At 39.7% G+C, this 20,929-nt stretch carries 25 protein-coding genes and 1 tRNA gene; 6 read left to right on the top strand and 20 right to left on the bottom strand.

Annotated elements, in window-relative coordinates; translation table 11 throughout:
• Positions 1-2: 2 nt before the first annotated feature.
• The 14 genes from atpC to rplU form a co-directional block, all read right to left on the bottom strand.
• Positions 3-407 carry an ATP synthase F1 subunit epsilon gene (atpC, locus tag OFN91_RS01635; protein ID WP_270858370.1) on the bottom strand — a complete coding sequence of 135 codons (405 nt, stop codon included), beginning with the start codon at positions 405-407 and terminating at the stop codon, positions 3-5.
• A 9-nt stretch (positions 408-416) separates the two neighbouring features.
• Positions 417-1,814 (bottom strand): F0F1 ATP synthase subunit beta, encoded by a 1,398-nt coding sequence (gene atpD / locus OFN91_RS01630; RefSeq protein ID WP_270873013.1) that lies wholly within the window; start codon positions 1,812-1,814, stop codon positions 417-419.
• Between the two features lie 18 nt (positions 1,815-1,832).
• Entirely contained in the window at positions 1,833-2,744 is a 912-nt protein-coding gene (gene atpG, locus OFN91_RS01625; protein ID WP_270858372.1) for an ATP synthase F1 subunit gamma, read from the bottom strand.
• A gap of 12 nt (positions 2,745-2,756) precedes the next feature.
• A complete protein-coding gene (atpA, locus tag OFN91_RS01620; protein WP_270858373.1) occupies positions 2,757-4,271 on the bottom strand; it encodes a F0F1 ATP synthase subunit alpha in 1,515 nt (504 codons plus the stop codon).
• 13 nt (positions 4,272-4,284) lie between these two features.
• A complete protein-coding gene (locus OFN91_RS01615) occupies positions 4,285-4,815 on the bottom strand; it encodes a F0F1 ATP synthase subunit delta (RefSeq protein WP_270858374.1) in 531 nt (176 codons plus the stop codon).
• Positions 4,815-5,327: a F0F1 ATP synthase subunit B gene (locus tag OFN91_RS01610; RefSeq protein WP_270858375.1), complete on the bottom strand. Its 513-nt coding sequence runs from the start codon at positions 5,325-5,327 to the stop codon at positions 4,815-4,817. The genes OFN91_RS01615 and OFN91_RS01610 overlap by 1 nt, the downstream gene beginning before the upstream one ends.
• A gap of 9 nt (positions 5,328-5,336) precedes the next feature.
• Complete coding sequence (locus OFN91_RS01605) at positions 5,337-5,759, bottom strand: F0F1 ATP synthase subunit B family protein (RefSeq protein WP_270858376.1); 423 nt, start codon at positions 5,757-5,759, stop codon at positions 5,337-5,339.
• A gap of 71 nt (positions 5,760-5,830) precedes the next feature.
• Entirely contained in the window at positions 5,831-6,697 is an 867-nt protein-coding gene (locus OFN91_RS01600; RefSeq protein WP_270873012.1) for a ParB/RepB/Spo0J family partition protein, read from the bottom strand.
• Positions 6,694-7,476, bottom strand: a complete 783-nt coding sequence (locus OFN91_RS01595) for a ParA family protein (protein WP_270858378.1) — start codon at positions 7,474-7,476, stop codon at positions 6,694-6,696. The genes OFN91_RS01600 and OFN91_RS01595 overlap by 4 nt, the downstream gene beginning before the upstream one ends.
• The gene (locus OFN91_RS01590) at positions 7,473-8,108 is read right to left on the bottom strand and encodes a biotin--[acetyl-CoA-carboxylase] ligase (RefSeq protein ID WP_270873011.1); all 636 of its coding nucleotides are present in this window, start codon (positions 8,106-8,108) and stop codon (positions 7,473-7,475) included. The genes OFN91_RS01595 and OFN91_RS01590 overlap by 4 nt, the downstream gene beginning before the upstream one ends.
• A complete protein-coding gene (fmt, locus tag OFN91_RS01585; RefSeq protein WP_270873010.1) occupies positions 8,099-9,019 on the bottom strand; it encodes a methionyl-tRNA formyltransferase in 921 nt (306 codons plus the stop codon). Before fmt ends, OFN91_RS01590 begins: the two co-directional genes overlap by 10 nt.
• On the bottom strand, positions 9,016-10,062 hold the full coding sequence (gene obgE / locus OFN91_RS01580) for a GTPase ObgE (RefSeq protein WP_270873009.1): 1,047 nt from the start codon (positions 10,060-10,062) through the stop codon (positions 9,016-9,018). Before obgE ends, fmt begins: the two co-directional genes overlap by 4 nt.
• A 101-nt stretch (positions 10,063-10,163) precedes the next feature.
• Positions 10,164-10,421, bottom strand: coding sequence for a 50S ribosomal protein L27 (gene rpmA, locus OFN91_RS01575; RefSeq protein ID WP_270858382.1), 258 nt, complete (start codon positions 10,419-10,421; stop codon positions 10,164-10,166).
• A 10-nt stretch (positions 10,422-10,431) separates the two neighbouring features.
• Entirely contained in the window at positions 10,432-10,740 is a 309-nt protein-coding gene (rplU, locus tag OFN91_RS01570) for a 50S ribosomal protein L21 (protein ID WP_270858383.1), read from the bottom strand.
• Positions 10,741-10,946: 206 nt separating this feature from the next.
• Between rplU and OFN91_RS01565 the strand changes: the two genes are divergently transcribed.
• On the top strand, positions 10,947-11,381 hold the full coding sequence (locus tag OFN91_RS01565) for a hypothetical protein (RefSeq protein ID WP_270873008.1): 435 nt from the start codon (positions 10,947-10,949) through the stop codon (positions 11,379-11,381).
• Positions 11,382-11,472: 91 nt separating this feature from the next.
• Entirely contained in the window at positions 11,473-11,934 is a 462-nt protein-coding gene (locus OFN91_RS01560; RefSeq protein WP_270873007.1) for a DUF411 domain-containing protein, read from the top strand.
• Between the two features lie 548 nt (positions 11,935-12,482).
• Here the strand turns inward: OFN91_RS01560 and OFN91_RS01555 are convergent.
• The 6 genes from OFN91_RS01555 to rplM all read right to left on the bottom strand — a co-directional run bounded on the left by OFN91_RS01555 (position 12,483) and on the right by rplM (position 15,955).
• The gene (locus tag OFN91_RS01555) at positions 12,483-13,076 is read right to left on the bottom strand and encodes a hypothetical protein (RefSeq protein ID WP_270873006.1); all 594 of its coding nucleotides are present in this window, start codon (positions 13,074-13,076) and stop codon (positions 12,483-12,485) included.
• 157 nt (positions 13,077-13,233) lie between these two features.
• Positions 13,234-13,307, bottom strand: a tRNA-Gln gene (locus OFN91_RS01550).
• A gap of 7 nt (positions 13,308-13,314) precedes the next feature.
• Positions 13,315-13,965, bottom strand: a complete 651-nt coding sequence (locus tag OFN91_RS01545; RefSeq protein WP_270858387.1) for an HAD family hydrolase — start codon at positions 13,963-13,965, stop codon at positions 13,315-13,317.
• Between the two features lie 52 nt (positions 13,966-14,017).
• The gene (locus OFN91_RS01540) at positions 14,018-15,019 is read right to left on the bottom strand and encodes an OmpA family protein (protein WP_270858388.1); all 1,002 of its coding nucleotides are present in this window, start codon (positions 15,017-15,019) and stop codon (positions 14,018-14,020) included.
• Positions 15,020-15,137: 118 nt separating this feature from the next.
• The gene (gene rpsI / locus OFN91_RS01535; protein WP_270858389.1) at positions 15,138-15,527 is read right to left on the bottom strand and encodes a 30S ribosomal protein S9; all 390 of its coding nucleotides are present in this window, start codon (positions 15,525-15,527) and stop codon (positions 15,138-15,140) included.
• 2 nt (positions 15,528-15,529) lie between these two features.
• Entirely contained in the window at positions 15,530-15,955 is a 426-nt protein-coding gene (rplM, locus tag OFN91_RS01530) for a 50S ribosomal protein L13 (RefSeq protein ID WP_270868454.1), read from the bottom strand.
• 269 nt (positions 15,956-16,224) lie between these two features.
• On the opposite strand from rplM, the gene OFN91_RS01525 reads away from it, so the two are divergent.
• The 4 genes from OFN91_RS01525 (at position 16,225) to OFN91_RS01510 (ending at position 20,923) form a co-directional block, all read left to right on the top strand.
• Entirely contained in the window at positions 16,225-17,901 is a 1,677-nt protein-coding gene (locus OFN91_RS01525; RefSeq protein WP_270874248.1) for an L-lactate permease, read from the top strand.
• Positions 17,902-18,148: 247 nt separating this feature from the next.
• Positions 18,149-18,886: a (Fe-S)-binding protein gene (locus OFN91_RS01520; protein ID WP_270858392.1), complete on the top strand. Its 738-nt coding sequence runs from the start codon at positions 18,149-18,151 to the stop codon at positions 18,884-18,886.
• Positions 18,883-20,310 (top strand): LutB/LldF family L-lactate oxidation iron-sulfur protein, encoded by a 1,428-nt coding sequence (locus OFN91_RS01515; protein WP_270865878.1) that lies wholly within the window; start codon positions 18,883-18,885, stop codon positions 20,308-20,310. Before OFN91_RS01520 ends, OFN91_RS01515 begins: the two co-directional genes overlap by 4 nt.
• The gene (locus tag OFN91_RS01510) at positions 20,303-20,923 is read left to right on the top strand and encodes a LutC/YkgG family protein (RefSeq protein WP_270858394.1); all 621 of its coding nucleotides are present in this window, start codon (positions 20,303-20,305) and stop codon (positions 20,921-20,923) included. Before OFN91_RS01515 ends, OFN91_RS01510 begins: the two co-directional genes overlap by 8 nt.
• Positions 20,924-20,929: the final 6 nt, after the last annotated feature.

The raw sequence follows: 20,929 nt of genomic DNA, 5'->3' as shown, positions 1-20,929 counted from the left end.
ACTTATTTTTGCCTTGCAAATTCATCAACTCTGGCCATGATAGCAGAGGTAGCCATAGTATCTGTGCTGATAGAATTTAGCAATTCTTTGGCTTTTTGCAACGATTTTGCGACAGCATTTTCGCTATCGCCACCTATCGCCACAGCCTGAGTTGCCAAAATAGTGGTTTTTTCCTCATCGACTTTTAAAAATCCACCATTTACTATGACTAATTGTTTTTTGCCCTCTTTATCTACAATCTCAACGATACCACCCTCGTTGCCGTTTTTCAGACCAGTCAGCAAGGTAGAGTGTCCAGGCAAAACGCCAAGTTCGCCAGTTTGACCTGGAAGTTGGACAGACGCAACTTCGCCAGAGAATACCAAACCCTCTGGCGTAACGATTTCTAATAGTAAAAATTTATTCATAGCAGATTCCTATGCCTTCATTTTTTCGGCTTTTGCCACTACCTCGTCAATATTTCCTACCATATAGAAAGCATTTTCAGGCAAATCATCATATTTACCCTCTAAAATTCCCTTAAATCCAGCGATAGTCTCTTCAAGGCTGATATATTTACCAGGGCTTCCTGTGAAAACTTCGGCGACAAAGAAAGGTTGTGAAAGATAACGCTCGACCTTTCTAGCTCTATCGACCACAAGTTTATCCTCTTCGCTAAGCTCGTCCATACCTAAAATCGCGATAATATCTTGCAAATCTTTGTATTTTTGAAGCACCTGTTGCACGCCACGAGCTACCTTGTAATGCTCTTCGCCGATGATTTGAGGATCAAGCATTCTTGAAGTTGAATCAAGTGGATCAACCGCAGGGTAAATTCCTTTTTCTGCAATCGCTCTGTTTAGAACGGTTGTTGCATCAAGGTGAGCAAAAACCGTTGCAGGAGCAGGGTCAGTTAAGTCATCAGCTGGAACATAAACAGCTTGAACTGATGTAATTGAACCTTTTTTAGTCGATGTAATACGCTCTTGAAGTTTTCCCATTTCGCTTGCCAAAGTCGGTTGGTAACCAACGGCACTTGGAATTCGTCCTAGAAGCGCTGACATCTCTGAACCTGATTGAGAAAATCTAAAAATGTTATCGATAAACATCAAAACATCTAGTCCTAGCTCATCACGGAAATACTCAGCCATTGTAAGACCAGTCAAAGCAATACGGTTTCTTGCTCCCGGTGGTTCGTTCATTTGACCATAGGTCAAGGCAACTTTATCCAAAACGCCCGATTCCTTCATTTCGTTATAAAGGTCGTTTCCCTCTCTTGTTCGTTCGCCAACGCCCGCAAATACAGAGTAACCGCTGTGTTTGAAAGCAACATTGTGGATTAGCTCCATAATAATAACGGTTTTACCAACACCGGCACCACCAAATAGACCAACTTTTCCACCTTTTGCATAAGGGGCTAGTAAATCTACGACTTTAATACCGGTTTCGAAAATTTCACTTTTTGTGCTTTGATTTTCAAAACTTGGTGGATCTCTGTGGATTGACCAGCGAGTTTCGAAATTTTCTTCTTCGCCCTCATCAATCAAATCGCCTGTAACATTAAAAATTCTACCTAAAACTTTTTCGCCAACCGGAACACTAATAGGCGCACCAAGTGCCACGGCCTCCAAACCACGGCGCAAACCATCACTCATATCCATAGCGATTGTTCTTACGCGGTTATCACCTAAGTGAGCTGCAACTTCTAAAATTAATCTTTTTGATTCGCCTTCGACATCGTATTTGACTTCGATAGCTTCGTTAATTTTAGGTAAGTAGTCATTGAAATCAACATCAACGACAGGACCCATTACCTGAGAAATTATTCCCTTCATTAATTCTCCTTTCATTTATTATTTCATTGATTCTACGCCACTGATAATCTCTATCAGCTCAGTAGTAATAGAACTTTGTCTAGCTTTATTATATGCCAAATTTAGCTGAGCGACACGCTCTTTTGCGTTATTTGTCGCGTTTTCCATAGCATTCATTCTAGAACAATGTTCTGCTGCAAGTGAATCTATCAGAGCATAATACATACTATAACTCAAATAGCTTTGCACCAAATTCATCATCAAAATTTCTTCATCTTCTGGATACTGAACTTCTACTTCCATTACAGAACCAGTTTTAAAAGCACTCTCATCGATTTCTGGCTGTCCGATAGGCACAAGGGTAGAAACTCTCATTTCTTGCGAAATCATATTCAAATATCCATTGTGGATAAGAACGATTTTATCAGTTTTGCCCTCTCTAAAATCAGCAACCGCAGCATTTACGATATCATTAGCCTTCTCAGGATTTGGCGATGAGCTTACGCCAACATATCTTTCTAAAAGCTCGACACCTTGGAAGTTAAAATACTCAATGCCTTTTTTGCCCACAGCTCTTAGGCGAACTTTTACATTTTTCGCTTTATACTCTTCGATTAGGGCTTTTACTTGTTTAATGGTATTGATATTAAAACCACCGCAAAGTCCCTTATCTGCTGTGATAAAAAGCAAATCAACAACTTTGACTTCTCTGCTTGTGTTAAAAATTTTTAGCTTATCATCATCGCCCACGCTAGCGGCTACATAGTCTTTGATTCGTGCTGAAATTTCGCCAAGAACATCGTTGATCTTCACAGCATAAGCACGAGAGCGCATAGCAGCTTCTTTGGTATTTTTAAGCTTTACATTAGAAACAAGCTTCATAGCTTTTGTTGTTTTTTCTGTATTTTTTACGCTTTTTATCTTTAACTTAATATCTTTTAAATTTGCCATTTTTTAGCCTTATTATGCCGAAAATGTCGCTTTAAAGTCATTTAATGCTTTTGCTAAATTCTCTTCTAAATCTTTTTCCAAAGTCTTTTTGGTTCTGATTTGCTCGAAAATTTCAGGGTATTTAGCCTCGATAAATGGATAAAGCTCAGCTTCAAATTTGCCGATTGCGCTTGGTGCGACATCATCTAAATATCCCTTGCTACCTGCAAAAATAATGACGATTTGATTTTCAACTGGAAGTGGGCTATAAGGTGGTTGTTTTAAGATTTCCACCATTCTTTGACCGCGGTCTAGTTGTTTTCTACTGCTTTCGTCCAAATCACTTGCAAATTGTGCAAATGCTTGAAGTTCGCGGTATTGAGCAAGATCTAGGCGAAGTGTGCCTGAAACTTTTTTAATCGCTTTGATTTGCGCTGAACCACCAACACGGCTAACTGAGAGACCGACATTGATCGCAGGGCGGATACCTGAGTTAAATAGACCTGATTCAAGGAAAATTTGTCCGTCAGTAATCGAAATAACATTTGTGGGGATATATGCTGAAACATCGCCCGCTTGTGTTTCGATAATAGGAAGCGCTGTTAAGCTACCAGCACCTAGCGCGTCACTTAGCTTACTAGCTCTTTCAAGTAAGCGAGAGTGTAGATAGAAAACATCGCCCGGATAAGCCTCGCGACCTGGTGGTCTTCTTAAAATCAATGACATTTCACGGTAAGCAACAGCGTGTTTGCTTAAATCATCATAAATAATCAAAGCATGGCGTGAGTTATCTCTGAAATACTCGCCCATTGTGCAGCCTGAATATGGGGCTAGGTATTGAAGCGCAGCGGCCTCGCTAGCACCAGCTGAAACTACGATAGTGTATTCCATAGCGCCGTATTCTTCTAGTTTTTTAACAACTTGCGCTACGGTTGATTGTTTTTGACCGATAGCGACATAGATACAAACGACATCTTGACCTTTTTGGTTGATGATAGTATCAACTGCAACGGTTGTTTTACCTGTTTGTCTATCGCCGATGATTAGCTCTCTTTGACCTCTACCGATTGGAACAAGGGCGTCGATCGCTTTAAGACCTGTTTGAAGTGGCTCATGAACTGATTTTCTAGCCATAATACCTTTTGCTTTTTCTTCAACGAATCTTGTTGTATTCGTATCGATTGGACCTTTGCCGTCGATTGGCTCACCAAGGGCATTTACAACGCGTCCGATTAGCGCGTCGCCTACTGGAACACGCAAAAGTTTGCCAAGTCTTTTTGCGCTACTTCCTTCATTGATACCGCTTGTATCGCCCAAAATAACGACACCGACACTGCTTTCTTCCAAATTCAGCGCAATACCGCGAGAGCCGTTTTCGAACTCAACCATTTCATTAGCCATAACATTTTTTAGGCCATAAACATTAGCAACGCCATCTGCGACAGATACGACTTTACCTGTCTCTTCGACATCAACGCTAAGATCAAAGCTTTCAATTCGCTCTTTAATTATGCTACTAATTTCGTCTGCTTTAATTTTCGCACCCACACTTTACTCCTTATTAAATTGCTTTTAGAATATATTCACTCATTTTTTGTTTCAATCTATCGATTGAAAAACTAATCTCAAATCCCAAATCCTCGACCTCGATTTTGATACCCTCGTAGTCGCATTTGACTAATTCGAGTAAAATCTCGGCGTTAAATTTCTTTGAAATTTTGCCTTGCAAATCTTTGATTTTATCCTCGCTAATATCTTGATTTGAGTAAATTTTGCCGTGGAATTTGTTATCCATAGCAGAGATATTTTTACGCAAATCATCTGTGATTTGAGGAATCAAACCAATTCTTCTGTTTTTGGCAAGAAATTTGATGAAATTTACGATTTTATCGCTTGGATCTTTGATAAAAGAAAGTATTAAATTCACTTTATCAGCGTCTTTGATTGTTGGAGATTTTATAATATCGCCAAATTTTGAAACCTTAAACGCAGATGAGATAGTCTCCAATGTGCCTAAAACAGCGCCTAATTCGTCTTTTTTATAAGTTTTAATCAGTGCGCTTACATATTTTTTCGCCGTATTATCTATCATCACACAGCCTTTTTCTCAATGATATCAAGAAGCTTGTCTTGCTTGAATTCCATAGTATCTTTTGCAAAAACCTCATCTAAGATTTCATTTACGACCTCTTTTTCGATACGGCGTGTTTCGAAATCTTTTTGCTCAGCGAAAGATTTGTTTAAATTTTTAATCTCTTGCTCGCTCATCGCTTTTACTTTATCAGCTGCAAACACAGCCTCTTTTTTAGCAGTTTCGATCAAAGATGCACCTTGGGCTTTTGCCTCTTCTAAATCTTTTTTTGCTTGTTCTTTTTTCTCATTTGATTCTTTTAAAATTCTTTGATTTGTTTCAAGGCGTTTAGCGATACTATCGATTCTGGCTTTGAAAGCATCTTTTGCAGGGCCTTTTAGAAGGTAATATAAAATGCCGAAAAACAATACGAAATTTATCGTTCTCCATACTATATCGTAGTCTTTGGGGCCGTCATGTCCGCTAGCTAGCGAGATAAGTGGCAAAATAAGGAAAATTAGATATTTTTTCACGCCGACTCCTTAAATTTTTGAAAGTGCAGATTTGATTTCGTCTTTGAAATCAGGGATTTTCGCACTCAAATCACTTTTTAAGCTTGCTTTTTGCTCGTTTAAGCTTTCGCTAAATTTCGCAAAATCGGCCTCTAATTTAGCTTTTTGCTCAGCAATTTCTTTGCTAGCAACCTCTTTTGCGCTATCTACCGCTTCTTGCTTAATTTTACTTGCCTCGACCCTCGCAGCGTCAAGAACCTTTGCTATCTCTGCTTTGTTGGAATCGACATCTTGTGCGTTTTTTCTAGCATTTTCCTCATCTTCTCTAATCGCTTTTTCGCGCGCTTCCATGTGCGCAAGAAGCGGTTTGTAAAGCTTGGTATTTAAAAATGCTATTAAAGCCAAAAACACAATGATTGTCGTCAGCATTGCAGATACACTAATTTCTAGCATTACACCTCCTTGGCTAAATTTTATATAAACTTGGGATATTACAATAATTAAGATTAAAATTTAATATAATTTTAACCTATTTGTTTCATAAAGTCTGAAATTTGTGAAATTTCACTAAATTCTATGAGAATTTTCTTATCTTTCACGCTGATTTTTCCAAATTTGTTTAATTTTTCTTTCAGCTTCATAAGTTCCGGCTTAAAGGTTTGAAATTCTTTATGGTTATTTGCAGTTTTGACATTTTCTTTGCTTTTTAGCTTTTTAATCAAATCCTCAGTCTCTCTGACGCTGAGTTTTTGCCCAGTGATTGTATTTAAAACCAAAATTTGCTCATCTTCGCTAAGACCTACGATGACCTTAGCATGGCCTTGACTGATTTTTTCCGTGCGCAAAGCATCTTGGAGCGGGGCTGATAAATTTAGCAAACGCATAGTGTTAGTAATTTGCGTGCGGGATTTTTTGATGATATCGGCTAACTCTTCTTGTGTGATTTTATACTCTTCGATTAGTTCGCGGTATGATTTGGCTAGCTCGATTGGGTTTAAATTCTCCCTTTGGATATTTTCGATTAGGGCTAGTTCGCGCATGTTTTGCGAACCAAGGTCCGCTACGACGGCTTTGATTTTGCTAAGACCTGCTAGCTTGGTTGCTCTTAGTCTTCTCTCGCCGGCGATTAGGACATAGGCGCCATTTTTTTCGATGACTACGATTGGCTGGATAAGGCCGTGTCTAAGGATACTCTCGCTTAGTTCGCAAAGTGCTTCTTCGTTGAAATTTAGCCTTGGTTGATATGGATTTGGCGAAATTTTATCCACATCAATTTCGATGACTAAATTTTCAGATTGTCCATCTTCTAGCTCTTTTGTGTATGCTTTTTCGACATCTTCTAAAATACTGCCTAAACCCCGTCCTAGCACACTTTTTTTGACCTTACTCATCTTTTCTCCATTACTGCTTTTGCTAAATCCTGATACGCTAGCGAACCAGCCGATTTTTTATCATATAAAATTACCGGTTTGCCAAAGCTTGGGCTTTCGGCGAGTTTTACATTGCGTGGGATTACGACAAGGTTTTTGTCCTTGCCGATGTAAAATAGCTTTTCGCCAAAATACTCTTGCAAATTCGCCACGGTTTCCTTGGCAAGGTTGTTTTGCGCAGAATACATTGTCGGCAAAAAGCCTCTGATTTGCAAATTTTTATTTATGGTTTGTTTGACGATTTTTATGGTATTTAGCACGAGTGCGACACCCTCTAATGCGTAAAATTCGCACTGAATCGGGATTATCACGCTATTGCTAGCTGCTAGGGCATTTACCGTGATACTGCCAAGCGTAGGCGGTGAATCAATAATGATATAATCATATATATCTTTTATCTCTTCGATTTTGTTTTTTAGGATTAGTTTGAAATCAGCCTCGTCAGCACTTTCGCGCTCGATACCCACCAAACCGATATTTGAAGGGGCTAGATCCATATACTCCATTTGTGTTTTTTGTATGACCTCGGAGAGTTTTTTGCGACCAGTTAAGACATGGTAGATATTAAACTCAAAATCGCTTCTGTTAAACCCAAGCCCAGTCGTGGCGTTTGCCTGAGGATCGACATCGATTAGAAGCACTCGCTTTTTTTTCATCGCAAGCGACGCGCTTAAATTTATCGCTGTGGTTGTCTTGCCTACACCGCCTTTTTGGTTTGCAATCGTTATTATCTCGCTCATCTTAAACTATAAATCCTCTTTTTGTTTATTATTATCGCCCCGTCGTCGCAAAGCCTCGCTTGCGAGAGTGGGACCTTTTCGCCCTCGATATGAGCGCAAAAATTTTGAGACAGGCGAAATTGTAACGAAAATTTACTAAAAATTTGCTTCCACGAGATTTTATTTTTGTATAAATTTAAAAACCCCTCCACAGCGTCTTTTGGAGTGATTTTTATGTCTAAAATATCCGCAAATTCGGGCGCGCTAACTAGGTTTATACCTATGCCACAAACTAGGATATTTTTTATTTTATTTGTCAAAATTCCGCCGATTTTGCGATCATTTATGTAAAAATCATTTGGCCATTTAAGCCAAATTTCAGAACCGCGCGAAGCGAGAAATTCTCTCATTATCATCGCAAAATAAATACTGCTCGATTGCAGCGGCACACCCTGGGGCAAATCGCCAATCTCCACGCAAAACGAAAACGCCAAATTTCCGCTTGCACTCTCCCAGCCATTTCCGCGCGAGCCTACACCGCTACTTTGCGCCTGCGCCACTAAACAAAAGGGCGCAGGGACGCTTCCGTTTTTCAATCTTTCGATTAATTCGCTTTGCGTCGAGGGCAAAATCCCAGCAAATTCTATCTGCATAAAAACTCGCCTACGCCCAGTCGTTTGCCATTTATAAAATCGCTCGCACTTATAGGCTTTTTGCTTGGTTCTTGCAAGGCTGTGATTTTAATCGCTCCCCTTTTGCAAGAAAGGCAAAAACCGTCTTTTTGGATACTTAAAATTTGCCCAAATTTATCAAATTCTTTGTCTTTGAAATCCTGCGCTAACTCTAAATTTAAAATTTTAAGCCCCGAGGCAGTGTAAATTCCAGGCCACGGAGTTAGAGCGCGAAATTTATTATAAATCTCGCTTGCACTCTCACTAAAATCCACAAGGCCGTCTGATTTAAGGATTTTTTTGCAATGCGAAGCAAGGGCGGAATTTTGTTTAATCGGCGAAATTTGGGCGAAATTTTGCAAAACTTTGACAATGAGCTCACCTGCTAGCTCGCCAAGCTCACTAAAAAGCTCATTTGCCATTTTATTCTCACACGAAGTATAAGCAAAATCCAGCATGTCGCCAGTGTCTAGCCCCTCGTCCATGAGCATTGCCGTTACGCCAGTTTGCGCTTCACCCGCTAAAATCGCGCTTTGGATAGGGCTAGCGCCACGGAATTTTGGCAAAATAGAAGCGTGCAAATTTATACACGGCGCAATCTCTAAAATCCCTTTTGGCAAAATTTGACCATAAGCTGCCACGACGATAAATTCAGGCGCAAGCTCCCTGATAATGTGCTCATTATCACCCTCGCGCAATCTATTTGGCTGAAAAATCGGCACGCTTTTTAAATTTTCCTGCGCCCAGATTTTCACGCTTGGCGGGGTTAAAATTTGTTTTCTACCCACAGGGCGATCTGGCTGACAAAATATCCCCACAATCTCAAATTTAGCCGCCAATGCCCTTAAAATCGTCGTCGCATACTCTGGCGTGCCCATAAAAACTATTTTCATTTTTCCTCTTTTTTCACAAGTTTAAATAGCTCAAATTTTAGTTCGTTTATACCTGCGCCCGCAACGCTCGAAATCCCCATAACAAAGGCTGGTTTGCTCTCATCGAGTTTGCCAAACATTTCGTAATCTTGCCTTTTTTCATATCCAAATTCGCGCAAAAATTCATCGCATTTTTCATCAAAATTTTCGCATGCGTCAAATTTCGTAAGCGCAATCGCAAAGGCGCGCTTTGCAAGATCTGGCGAGAATTTTTCAAGCTCGGCGCGAAGTGCGCGGTATTGCTCGCTAAGGCTTCGATAATTTGCAAGATCAAGCATAAAAAGCAAAATTTTAGTGCGCTCAATATGGCGCAAAAATTTTAGCCCAAGCCCCTTGCCGTCGCTTGCCCCCTCGATGATACCAGGGATATCAGCGATGACGAAATTGCTAAACTCATCTACGCTAACCATGCCAAGCTTTGGCGTGATTGTGGTAAATTCGTAGTTTGCGATTTCTGGTTTGGCGTTTGAAACGACAGAGATTAGCGTGGATTTACCGACATTTGGGAAGCCTACGAGTCCGACATCTGCGATGAGTTTTAGCTCTAATCGCACATTTTTAGCCTCGCCAGGAAGCCCTGGTTGAGCGTATTCTGGGCGCTGATTTACGGAGTTTTTGAAATGCACATTTCCAAGGCCCCCTTTGCCGCCCTTTAAAAACAGCTCCGTTTGCCCATCAATCGTCAAATCAAGCAAAAGCTCGCCACTATCATCGTCATACACCGCCGTTCCGGGTGGCACTATGAGATATAGATCCTCGCCACTTTTGCCGGTTTTTTTGCGACCCTCGCCGGGCGCGCCATTTTGGGCTTTGAAAGCGCGTTTGCCTTTGTAAAATGAGAGAGTGTGAGAGTTTTTATCTACTTTAAAAAATACATCGCCACCTGCTCCGCCGTCTCCGCCGTCAGGTCCGCCTAAAATGACAAATTTTTCGCGTCTGAAACTTACGCACCCTGCTCCGCCCTTGCCGGAAGTTACACTAAATTTTGCACTATCTATAAACATAACAATCCTTAAATTTAAAAACGGCAATTATAGCCAAATCGGTTAAAAATACTTTTTAAAGTGGAAATTTTAAGAAGAAAAGGGGCGAAATGCCCCTAAAATTACGCAACAGGATAAACTGATACTTGTTTGCGATTTTTGTCTTTGCGCTCGAATTTTACTACGCCGTCGATTAGAGCGAAGATTGTGTGATCGTTGCCAAGACCTACATTGCTACCTGGGTGAGTTGCAGTGCCTCTTTGGCGGATGATGATATTGCCAGCTCTAACAAACTCGCCACCGAATTTTTTCACACCTAAGCGGCGTCCGATACTATCACGGTTATTTTGGGTTGAACCTTGACCTTTTTTGTGTGCCATTAGCTATCCTTTATGCGTTGATTGCGACAACTTTGACGCGAGTGTATTGGCGTCTGAAACCGCGTTTTAATTTTGAGTCTTTTCTTCTGCGTTTTTTGTAGATTACGACTTTTTTGTCTTTACCCTCTGTAACGACCTCTAAAACCACCTTTGCACCCTTAACAAATGGCGCACCTACCTTTAACTCGCCGTCATTTAGCGCTAAAACTTCGCTAAGTTCGACTTTACTTTTTGGCTCTGCTGCAAAATGATCTAGATTTAGGTAGTTTCCCTCTTCTACTCTATATTGCTTGCCGCCGTGTTTGATGATTGCATACATCAAAGCTCCTTAAAAATTTGGTAGCCAAAAGGGCATTTGCATTGCAAAATTTAATAGCCCGATTTGGTAATAAACTTGGGATTTTATCTTAAATTTCATAAATTCCTACTGAAACGCATAATAAAATTTAAGATATTTGCAGTTTTAATTTTAAACTAAACATAAATGTGATACTATCAGCCTGAATTTATTTTAGGAGAATTTAGATGAAAAAATTAGCTGCGATAATCCTTTTATCCGCTATTTTCACAGGCTGTTCTAACTGGAATATAGCCAACCAACCAACCGGCGCACGCACTCAAAGCGCTTCTCAAACCACTGCCCCAGCAAATGAGCCGAGCATAAGTGGCGTAACAGACAAAGTCCAAGAGGTCTCAAACGATACCGTAGAAATGGTCGAAGAGAACCTACCAGATCCAGGCGCAGTCGATGCCGTAGTCGATAAAAGCGATGCTTTTCATATCAACCAAGTAATTTCAGCGTGGAATAAACAGCCAGATTCTATCCGCACTACCGCAAACAACGGCAATATCTACACTTGGAAAAACTACAAACCAGGTTGCGATGTCTCTTTGACTAGCGATTCTGAGGGTTATGTCCCTAAATCTGCGATCTCATCAGCAATCTCAAAATGCTTATAATCCACCTTCCTTGCCAAATTTGGCAAGGAATTTTTAAAATTTAATCTTTTGTCATATAATCGCCACAATTTTTGTAATCAAAGGATTTATAATGAATAAAATTTTACTCTCCACAGCGCTTTTCGGCGTATTTTGCGCGAATTTGCACGCTAGTAATTTCATCGAAATTTATCAGGGCCTAACCTGCGAGTGCTGCCACAAATGGTCGGCTTATCTGCGCGAAAATGGCTTTGAGACCAAACATATCTACCTAGACGATGAAGCTTTTATCCAAAAAAAATACGACGAAAAAGTCCCATTGGAGCTTGCTAGCTGCCACACTGCGCTGATTGATGGCTATGTCGTCGAAGGCCATGTCCCAGCAGGCGAAATCCGCATAATCCTAAATCAAAAACCAAGCGATATTATCGGTATCGCAGTTCCTGCCATGCCATTAGAAAGCCCTGGTATGGAAGTGGGCGCCGAGCCTGAGATTTACGATGTCATCGCAATCAAAAAAGACGGCACCACAAAGGTCATCGCCACATACAAAGGCAAGGAAAAAATCAAATAAAATTTGGCGAAATTTAAGGCAAAAATTTACTCAATCTATCTTTGCAAAGAAATGCGAAGCATTTCCGTAAAAATAAAACTAGCTAAATTTAAAAAGCAACGCTTTTTAAATTTAGCCACTTCTAGCGTTTTACAGGGGTGGGGGTTGGTAAGGGGGAGGGTAGCGTCTCGCAAAAAGCGCGCCCTCCCCCTTACAAGAAATTTCACGGCGCAGGTTAAATTCAAAAAATCGTTCAATGCAAAATTTAGGTTGAATTTTACTCTGAATTTTACTGGATTGCTTCGAAAACTTCGTTTTCTCGCAATGACAGCAAATTTAGCGCAAGGAATTTCAAAGTCGTAGATTGCCACGCCGTGCAAAAAGCGTCTTGACGCTTTTTTTGGCTCGCAATGACAAATTAAAGGTGCAGAAATTTCTTAAATTGCCACGCGCGCGGTGCGCACTCGCAATGACAAATCAAACAAATTCGAGGCAGTGTTTGCGAAAATATAAAATTTAGCAAAATTTGGCGAACGCAAATTCGCCAAATTTCAAGGTTACAAGAAGTTTTAGTTAAATTTGTAGTTGTATCCAGCGTATCCACCAAATGTAGATTTGTCGAAATCTGGCCAATCATTAGTGCCGTTGTGCCATGATTTATCAGCCTTGATACCTGCTTCGAACTGACCAATCTCGCTATCTATGATAAGTCCCACATGGCCGCCGATGATGAAGCCTTTTTGAGTTTGGCTATCGCTAAACTCGCCATCGCTTAGGCTGACTTTTAGCAGCGAAAGACCCATATATGGGCCAACGGCTAGTTTTAGGTTTGAGCTAAGCGCTGGTGTATAGTCCGCGCCTACTAATAACTCGTGTCCGCTAAGCTCGCCTTTGGCTAGAAGGGTGTTATCCATATAGACTTCCTCTGAATATTTTGTGTTGTAGTTGTATTGTGAATAAGCTCTAAAATCGCCGAAATCATAACCACCCTTGACGCTGATGACGCCTTGTTTGACGCTATCTAGTGAGCCTACGCCAGAAACATCTACATCGCCAGCGAAGTTGTATCCGCCACCAATACCGATAAATGCGCCCTCGTCTGCGAAGCTGCAAGCGCAAGCCAAAGAAGTTGCTAAGAAAATTTTAGCCAAATTTGATTTCATAAAAATCCTTTCGAAAAAATTTTATCCAAATTTCAAACTCAGATAAATTTCGTCATTATACCCCCCCCCCCCCCTTAAAAAAATCTTAAAGTATGCTAAAATGGGGGCTTTGAAAGGAATTTCATAAAAATTTTAGAAAATTTGTGGAAGTAAAATTTGGATGGGCTAATAGGGGTCGAACCTATATTCACGAATCCAGAGTTCGTTGTCCTGCCATTAGACGATAGCCCAAGGGGAATTATAAATTTTGTTTGATTAAACTCACTGCCGCGTAAGCGTTTTCGCAGACAAACTCGCAGTGCTTTCTAAGCTGCGCCTCATCGCCATACCCACACATTACACCCACACTACGCGCTCCGGCGTTGCTTGCAGCTAGTGCGTCTAGCTTCGTATCGCCCACCATAAAAACGCTTTTATCCACAGGCAAGCCTAATCCCTTCATCGCATTTATGATAGGTTCCGCATGCGGTTTGACATGCTCTACATCTTCTCTGCCGATTATCACGCTAAAAAACTCGCCAACGCCAAGTTTGTCTAGCAAGAGTTTAGAGAATTTCGATGTTTTTGTGGTAACCACGCCTAAATTTGCAAATTTAGCACCAAATTCCACAGCTTCGTAAGCACTCTGCAAAAGTGTGGTTTGATCTAGATAAATTTTGACATATTTTTCTTTATAGAGCCTTACATATTCGCTCGTATCGCCCACTACGCCAAGTCCAGCGAAAATTTCATCTAGCGGATAGCCGATTAGTTTTTTGATCGCTTCATCATCTGGGCAAGCCTCACCCATTTTAGAAAAAGCATAAGCAAAACCCTCCAAAATCGCAGAGGTCGAATCTATCAAAGTCCCGTCTAAATCAAATAAAATTGTAGTGTTAAATTTCTGCATTTTTGTAATAAAAAAAGCGGAGCCTAAGCCCCGCTTAAAATTTTTAGAAAGATTATTTTCTAAATTTAGCATCAACGCGTCTGTTTTGAGCGCGGCCTTCTTTTGTAGCGTTTGTAGCGATTGGTTGAGACTCGCCATAGCCTACGCTAGAAATTCTAGCAGCATCAACGCCGAAGTTTTGCAATGCGCCAGCAACAGCAGCTGCTCTTCTCTCAGATAGTTTTTGATTGTAAGCATCTGAACCAGTGCTATCTGTGTGGCCTTCTAGGATTACGCTGTAATCTGAGTGCTCATTTAGGTAGTCGCTTACATTTTTGATTTCACTCATGTATTCATCTGAAATTTTTGAGCTATCAGTAGCGAAATTTACGCCTAGGTTTAGTCTGATTACTTTTTCGCAGCCGTATTCATCTACAACTACACCAGCAGCTGTGCCTGGGCATCTGTCCATATCATCGCATACGCCGTCATTGTCTGAATCTACGCAGCCAGTTGCAGCGTCTGCAAATCTTTTACCGAAATCAACAGCGAAGCCAAGTGTGTAGAATAGAACATGGTTGCCGTCTTCGAATCTGATAGCGTCTCTTGCTTCAAGTTTTGTAGCGAAGTTTCTTGTGATGTAGTATTTCATACCTAGACCATATTGCCAGAAACCGCTGTCTTGGTCGCCGTCATTATATACATCTTTGCTATAATCCATATAACCAACACCAGTTAAGCCATATAGTTTGAAGTTGTCAGTGAAATTTACTAAATCTTTTACCAAATTGATGTGGTAGTATTTAGCGTTTGGCTCTTTGCCACCATTTCTGTGAGCAAGGTCCTCTAAACCGATATCGCGAGAATAGTCAAAACCTAACTCGATTTGATCGATAAATGAATCTTGAAGGTTTTTAGCTAGGCGAAGACCTGCCATGAAATTTGAATCCAAATCCATGTTACCTTCGTGAGTCATGCCACCGATTGTAGGAGTAATCTCCCAGTGATAATCCGCATCTGTTGCAAGTAGTGCACTTGATGCACACAAGCTTAGTGCAAGTAAAACTTTTTTCATTAAACATCCTTTCGAAATGAATTTAAAACTTTTAATTATAGTAAATCTTTTTTTAAAATTTTTTAAAATTTTCCAATTAAGTTTAAAAAAACCTTGAAAAATAACAACCAAAACCCTATTATCTTTTTGAGAATTGTGGGCTTCTGCGCGCTTTTCTGCGACCAAATTTCTTTCTTTCTACCGAGCGAGAATCGCGAGTTAAAAGACCTTTTGGTTTTAGAGCTGCTCTGAAATCCTTATCCATAGCTGCTAGTGCGCGTGAAATACCGTGGCGCAATGCCTCTGCCTGAGCTGAATAGCCACCGCCTAGTGTTTGAGCAGTGATATCCATAGATGTCTCTTGTTTGGTAACTAAAAGCGGTTGAATAACCTTTAATTTAATAGCTTCGTGACCGCCAAGCCAAGTATTTAGGTCCATACCATTTACAACCATTTTACCGCTACCTGGTTTTAACCATACCTTAGCTACGGCTGTTTTTCTTTTGCCTGTTGCGTAAATTGTTGCCATAATTATTTTCCTTTACTTGTTGTTTGCGCTGTATGTGGGTGCTCGCTACCCTCATAAACGAAAAGCTTTTTAATCATTGCTTTACCTAGTTTTGTTTTAGGAAGCATACCGCGAACTGCAAGTTTGTATAATTTAGCAGGATTGTTTTTCAACATATCCTCAAATTTAACGCTTTTTAGACTTCCAAAATACCCTGAATAGCTGTGATATAGCTTATCCTCGCCTTTGTTTGCACCTGTAAAAACTGCTTTTGAAGCATTTACGATAATGACATAATCGCCACAATCAACATTTGGTGTGTAGCATGGTTTGTGTTTGCCGCGCAATAAAACTGCGACTTCGGTTAGCATTCTACCGAATCTTTTGTTGGTTGCATCAATAACAACCCAGTCGCGTTTGACTTCGCTAGGCTTTGTAATTTCTGTCATGATTTCCGCCTTCTTAAAAATTTTGAAAAATGGGATTTTACAGAAATAACCTTATAAAAAACTGAATTTAAGTAAAATTTAAAGAATTTAAGTTTTTTAGGGCAAAATTTGGCGTAATTTTGATACCTTAAATACATTTTCTTTAAAATTTTTTTAAAAAATAATTAAAGTATTCTTTTTTATTTATTATTTATTTATTTTTGTATAGACTTTCGATTTGAGAATTATCAAAAGATAATCTAAATTTATCTTGCAAAGGAGATCTAACGATGCATACCTTGCTGGCCTTTTTACCTATTGTCGTCATTTTGGTTATGATGATAGGGTTTAAACTTAGTTCTAAGCTCTCGCTTAGTGTTGCCATGTTTTTAGCGATTGGTATAGCTCTGTCTGCGTTTAGTGTAAATGCCGATGGCACCAGCGTTTTGGCGTATGTGCTTTTGGGCTTTATGAAGGCGTTTGATATCTTAGTCATCATTTTTGGTGCTATTTTGATCTTAAACACCATGAAATACTCAGGCGCTATGAACTCAATCAACAACGGCTTTACCAAAATTTCAACCGACCGCCGTGTTCAAGTATTGATTATCGGTTGGGCGTTTGGTGCATTTATTGAGGGTGCGGCTGGTTTTGGAACACCTGCTGCTTTGGCTGCTCCACTTCTTGTTGGTCTTGGTTTCCCAGCTCTTAGTGCAGCTCTTGCATGTCTTGTGCTAAACAGCTCACCTGTTAGCTACGGTGCGGTTGGAACTCCAACATTTGGTGTTAAAACTACCGTTCAAAGTCTTGTAGAAGGAAGCGGTGGAAATATAGAACCGTATATAACTACCGTTAGCACAAATACTGCTATCATCCACTCAGTAGGCGCTATTTTTATTCCTTTTATCGTTGTTATGATAATGGTAAAACTATTCGGTAAAAACAGAAGCTTCAAAGACGCTCTTCCTGCATTGCCGTTTGCTATGCTTGCCTCAGTTAGCTTCATCGTTCCTTATTTGATAGGCGCAAAATTCTTGGGTATTGAGTTACCATCACTTCTTGCTGGTCTTATATCTCTTGGTATCCTTATCGCATCTGCAAAAGCTGGATTTATGACTCCAAAAGAGAACTGGGATTTCGTTCCTCGCGCACAATGGCAAGAATTTTGGATAGGTTCAACTCAGGCTTCTGAAAATGCACCTAAACAAGAAGAGAGTAGCAAAAAAGAGATGCCATTGTTTATGGCTTGGTTACCATACATCCTTATTTCATTTATACTAGTTGTTACTCGTATTCCTGCAATCGGATTAAAACCAATTCTACAAAGCTGGAAAATAAATCTATTTACTGCTCCTGATAACTTGATGTTTGGTGTCCCTGGCACTGCATATAGCTTCAACTACGGCTATTTACCAGGTATTATTCCATTTATTTTGGTTGCTATCCTTACTATATTCTTGCACAGAATGAGTGGCAATGATGTAAAAGAGGCTTGGAGCAAAACTTTCAAACAAGTTGCAGCAGCGGCAATTCCACTAGCAGCTGGTTTGGCTTTGGTTCAAATCATGTTAAATGTCGGCACAACAGTTGATGGAACTAACTACTCTATGATTAAACTTATGGCGAAATTCTTTGCTGATATTTCAGGTCAAGCTTATGTTGCTGTTGCGCCACTAGTTGGTATTCTTGGAGCATTTTTCTCTGGTTCAAACACAGTATCAAATATGCTCTTCTCAGGTCTTCAATACGAAACAGCTACGCTTGTTGGCTTAAAAACCGAAGTTATTGTTGCACTCCAAAATGTTGGTGGTGCTATCGGTAACATGGTTTGTATCAACAATATCGTTGCTGTTTGCGCAACCGTGGGCTTGCTAGGTAAGGGTGAGGCTAGATGTCTTACTTACAATATAGCCCCAGCAGTATTTTATGCAATAATAGCCGTTATAATCGGTGTGATATTGCTATAAATTTTATGAGTGAAATTCTATCTTTGCGGATAGAATTTCACTATTTTTTTATCTTATTTTTGCACTTAAATTTTAGAATTTTCAAATTTTTCTTTTTTTAAACTTAAAAAATGTTGTAATAAAAAAATTACATTTCATTTTAATTATAATTTAATGTTATTTTAATCCAAATTTAATACAAAATATTCCAAAAGCGTGATAAAATAACTAGTTTAAATTTAAATTTATTCGAGAAAGGAGAATAAAGGTGAATAAAGTTTATTTTTTTGCAACCTGTCTTGGCAACGCGGTTTTTACCGATACTGCTTTAAATGCAGTTAAGCTTTTAAGAAGAGAGGGTGTAGAGGTTATTTTCAAAAAAGATCAAACTTGCTGTGGCCAACCAAGCTACAATACAGGTTATTTCGAAGACACTAAAAAAATAGCCCTACACAATATCAATCTTTTTAGCGAAAATTATCCTGTTATCGTTCCATCTGGTTCGTGTGCTGGTATGATGAAGCACGATTATGTCGAGCTTTTCAAAGGCACAGAATACGAAGGAAAAGTCAAAGAATTTAGTTCTAGGGTTTATGATTTGTGCGAGTATTTGGACAAGGTTTTGCATGTCAAATACGAAGACAAAGGCGAAAAAGTAAAAATCACTTGGCACTCGAACTGCCACGCTTTACGCGTCCAAAAATCAATCCAAAACGCTAAAAATTTACTAGCCCAATTCAAAAATGTAGAATTGATCGAGCTTGAAAGAGAAGAGGAGTGTTGCGGATTTGGCGGAACTTTCGCTGTAAAAGAGCCTGAAATTTCTAACGCTATGGTTCAACAAAAGATTAAATTCATAGAAGAAAGCGGAGCTGATTATATCGTTTCAGGTGATGGCGGCTGTTTGATGAATATCGCAGGAACTATGAAAAAAAATGGTTCAAGAGTAAAAGGTATTCATCTATATGATTTCATAATCAAAAGAATTGAAGGAGCAGCGCTATGATGAATCATGAAAATTTAGTAAATCAAAAGCTTGCTGACAAACAACTAAGAGCAAACCTTGACTCTGCAATGCACACTCTTCAAGGTAACAGAAACAGACTTAGCACTACAAAATTTAAAAATTTTGATGAGTTAAGAAGCAGAGCAAGAACCGTTAAAAATAACTCTCTTGCGACACTTGATGAAAGACTACTCGAATTTGAAGCAAATGCTACAAAAAACGGCATGAAAGTGCATTGGGCAGTAAATGGCGAGGAAGCAAACGAGATAATTTATCGAATTATAAAATCTCACAACGGAGATAAAGTTCTAAAACAAAAAACAATGGCTAGTGAAGAAATTCACCTAAACCACTATTTAGAAGAAAGAGGCATCAAAGCCCAAGAAACCGACCTTGGTGAGTTGATTATCCAATTAATCCAAGATCCGCCTGTTCATATCGTCGTCCCTGCGATTCACAAAAACCGCAATGAAGTCGGTAAAATTTTCCAAGAGCGCTTAGGTGCGCCATTAGAGAGCGAACCTGAAAAACTAAATGCAATCGCTAGAAACCACCTAAGAAACGAATTTAGAACGATGAAAATCGGAATTTCAGGCGCAAATTTTGGTATTAGCAAGGCAGGAGCCATTTGGTTGCTAGAAAACGAAGGTAACGGTAGAATGTGTACCACAGCCCCTGATGTGCATATCGTAATCTGCGGTATAGAAAAAGTTTTAGAGACATTTGAAGATGTAGTAAGCGCTCACTCGCCTGTTACTCCATCAGCCGTAGGTGCGCCTATTACTTGCTATAACAACATCATCACAGGCCCTAGAAAAGAAGGCGAGTTAGATGGTCCAAAAGAAGTCCATGTTGTCTTACTAGATAACGGTAGAACCGATATGCTAACAAATGAAGAATACTTCGAAGCTCTAAGATGCGTTAGATGCGGTGCTTGTATGAACTACTGCCCTGTTTATGATAAAATCGGCGGTCACACATATCATGCAGTATATCCAGGACCAATCGGCGAAGTAATCAGCCCACAACTTTTTGGTATGGAAAAAAATGCAGATATTCTTAATTTCTGCTCACTTTGTGGTAGATGTAGCGAAGTTTGCCCTGTTAAAATTCCGTTAGCAGAGACAATCAGAAAGCTAAGAAGCAATAAAGTCGGTGAAGGTAAGAAAAAAGCAAAAGGCTCTGATTTGCTAGAACACAGCAAAATCGAAGCAATGGGATTTGCTGGATTTAGAACAGTTGCTACAAATGGATTTATGTGGAGAACTGGAATTTCCATAGCTTCTAAATTCTCAAATTTCGTAGTTAAAAAGGCAGATTCAATCCCTGTGGTAAAACTATGGACAAGACATCGCTCAGCACCTGTCTTAAAAGGAAATCTACACGCAGATATCCAAAAAATCGAAGGAGTAATCTATGAGTAGCAAAGAGACAATTTTAGCTAAAATTAGGTCAAACAGAGTAGCTAAAAGAACAGAAATCGAACCACTAGATATAACTAAATTTGTCGAAAACGAAGGCGATAAATATGAAAACTTTAAGACAAATTTGACAAACAATAAAGCCGTTGTTCATGAGACAGACGAAAAAGGACTTCAAGCGCTAGTAGAAGAGATTGTCAAAACAGTCGGCGCAAAAACAGTTATGTTTGGTTCAGATTTGCCAATCAAAACAGACAAATTGCAAGCAGAAAAATTGCCGTTTGACAAACCAGTAAATGAGATAAGAGAAGCGCTTTTTGATGCGGATACTTCGATTATTCAAGCAAAACTTGGCGTTTCAAACTTTGGCGTATGCTGCGTAGTTAGCTCAAAAGCACAACCAAGACTTCTTAGCTTGCTTCCGACAAACTGCATTATTTTGCTTAGAAAAAATGCCCTTGTAGAAAGCTTAGATAAAGCCTTAGCAGAGGTTACAAAAGATGAGTTGCCTACAAATATCAACTTTATCATGGGACCATCTCGCACCGCAGATATCGAGCTTATCACAGTTCTTGGCGTGCATGGACCACGAAATGTCCATGTAGTGCTATACTAAAATTTA

Origin of the sequence: Campylobacter sp. JMF_08 NE1, from assembly GCF_027737875.1 — a bacterium.
In the GTDB taxonomy this organism is placed as follows: domain Bacteria; phylum Campylobacterota; class Campylobacteria; order Campylobacterales; family Campylobacteraceae; genus Campylobacter_B.
Note: the sequence above shows the minus strand (reverse complement) of the source record. Positions and strands in the feature narration are given on the sequence as shown.

Excerpts from the sequence above, each read along its gene's own strand:
- OFN91_RS01560 (WP_270873007.1), top strand. The coding sequence starts at position 11,473 with ATGAATAAAATTTTACTCTCCACAGCGCTTTTCGGCGTATTTTGCGCG.
- OFN91_RS01615 (WP_270858374.1), bottom strand. The coding sequence starts at position 4,815 with ATGATAGATAATACGGCGAAAAAATATGTAAGCGCACTGATTAAAACT.
- OFN91_RS01525 (WP_270874248.1), top strand. The coding sequence starts at position 16,225 with ATGCATACCTTGCTGGCCTTTTTACCTATTGTCGTCATTTTGGTTATG.
- rplU (WP_270858383.1), bottom strand. The coding sequence starts at position 10,740 with ATGTATGCAATCATCAAACACGGCGGCAAGCAATATAGAGTAGAAGAG.
- obgE (WP_270873009.1), bottom strand. The coding sequence starts at position 10,062 with ATGTTTATAGATAGTGCAAAATTTAGTGTAACTTCCGGCAAGGGCGGA.
- OFN91_RS01540 (WP_270858388.1), bottom strand. The coding sequence starts at position 15,019 with ATGAAAAAAGTTTTACTTGCACTAAGCTTGTGTGCATCAAGTGCACTA.
- OFN91_RS01595 (WP_270858378.1), bottom strand. The coding sequence starts at position 7,476 with ATGAGCGAGATAATAACGATTGCAAACCAAAAAGGCGGTGTAGGCAAG.
- atpG (WP_270858372.1), bottom strand. The coding sequence starts at position 2,744 with ATGGCAAATTTAAAAGATATTAAGTTAAAGATAAAAAGCGTAAAAAAT.
- OFN91_RS01510 (WP_270858394.1), top strand. The coding sequence starts at position 20,303 with ATGAGTAGCAAAGAGACAATTTTAGCTAAAATTAGGTCAAACAGAGTA.
- atpD (WP_270873013.1), bottom strand. The coding sequence starts at position 1,814 with ATGAAGGGAATAATTTCTCAGGTAATGGGTCCTGTCGTTGATGTTGAT.
- rplM (WP_270868454.1), bottom strand. The coding sequence starts at position 15,955 with ATGACAGAAATTACAAAGCCTAGCGAAGTCAAACGCGACTGGGTTGTT.
- OFN91_RS01590 (WP_270873011.1), bottom strand. The coding sequence starts at position 8,108 with ATGCAGATAGAATTTGCTGGGATTTTGCCCTCGACGCAAAGCGAATTA.
- rpmA (WP_270858382.1), bottom strand. The coding sequence starts at position 10,421 with ATGGCACACAAAAAAGGTCAAGGTTCAACCCAAAATAACCGTGATAGT.
- OFN91_RS01605 (WP_270858376.1), bottom strand. The coding sequence starts at position 5,759 with ATGCTAGAAATTAGTGTATCTGCAATGCTGACGACAATCATTGTGTTT.
- atpC (WP_270858370.1), bottom strand. The coding sequence starts at position 407 with ATGAATAAATTTTTACTATTAGAAATCGTTACGCCAGAGGGTTTGGTA.
- OFN91_RS01600 (WP_270873012.1), bottom strand. The coding sequence starts at position 6,697 with ATGAGTAAGGTCAAAAAAAGTGTGCTAGGACGGGGTTTAGGCAGTATT.
- rpsI (WP_270858389.1), bottom strand. The coding sequence starts at position 15,527 with ATGGCAACAATTTACGCAACAGGCAAAAGAAAAACAGCCGTAGCTAAG.
- OFN91_RS01515 (WP_270865878.1), top strand. The coding sequence starts at position 18,883 with ATGATGAATCATGAAAATTTAGTAAATCAAAAGCTTGCTGACAAACAA.
- OFN91_RS01555 (WP_270873006.1), bottom strand. The coding sequence starts at position 13,076 with ATGAAATCAAATTTGGCTAAAATTTTCTTAGCAACTTCTTTGGCTTGC.
- OFN91_RS01565 (WP_270873008.1), top strand. The coding sequence starts at position 10,947 with ATGAAAAAATTAGCTGCGATAATCCTTTTATCCGCTATTTTCACAGGC.
- OFN91_RS01545 (WP_270858387.1), bottom strand. The coding sequence starts at position 13,965 with ATGCAGAAATTTAACACTACAATTTTATTTGATTTAGACGGGACTTTG.
- fmt (WP_270873010.1), bottom strand. The coding sequence starts at position 9,019 with ATGAAAATAGTTTTTATGGGCACGCCAGAGTATGCGACGACGATTTTA.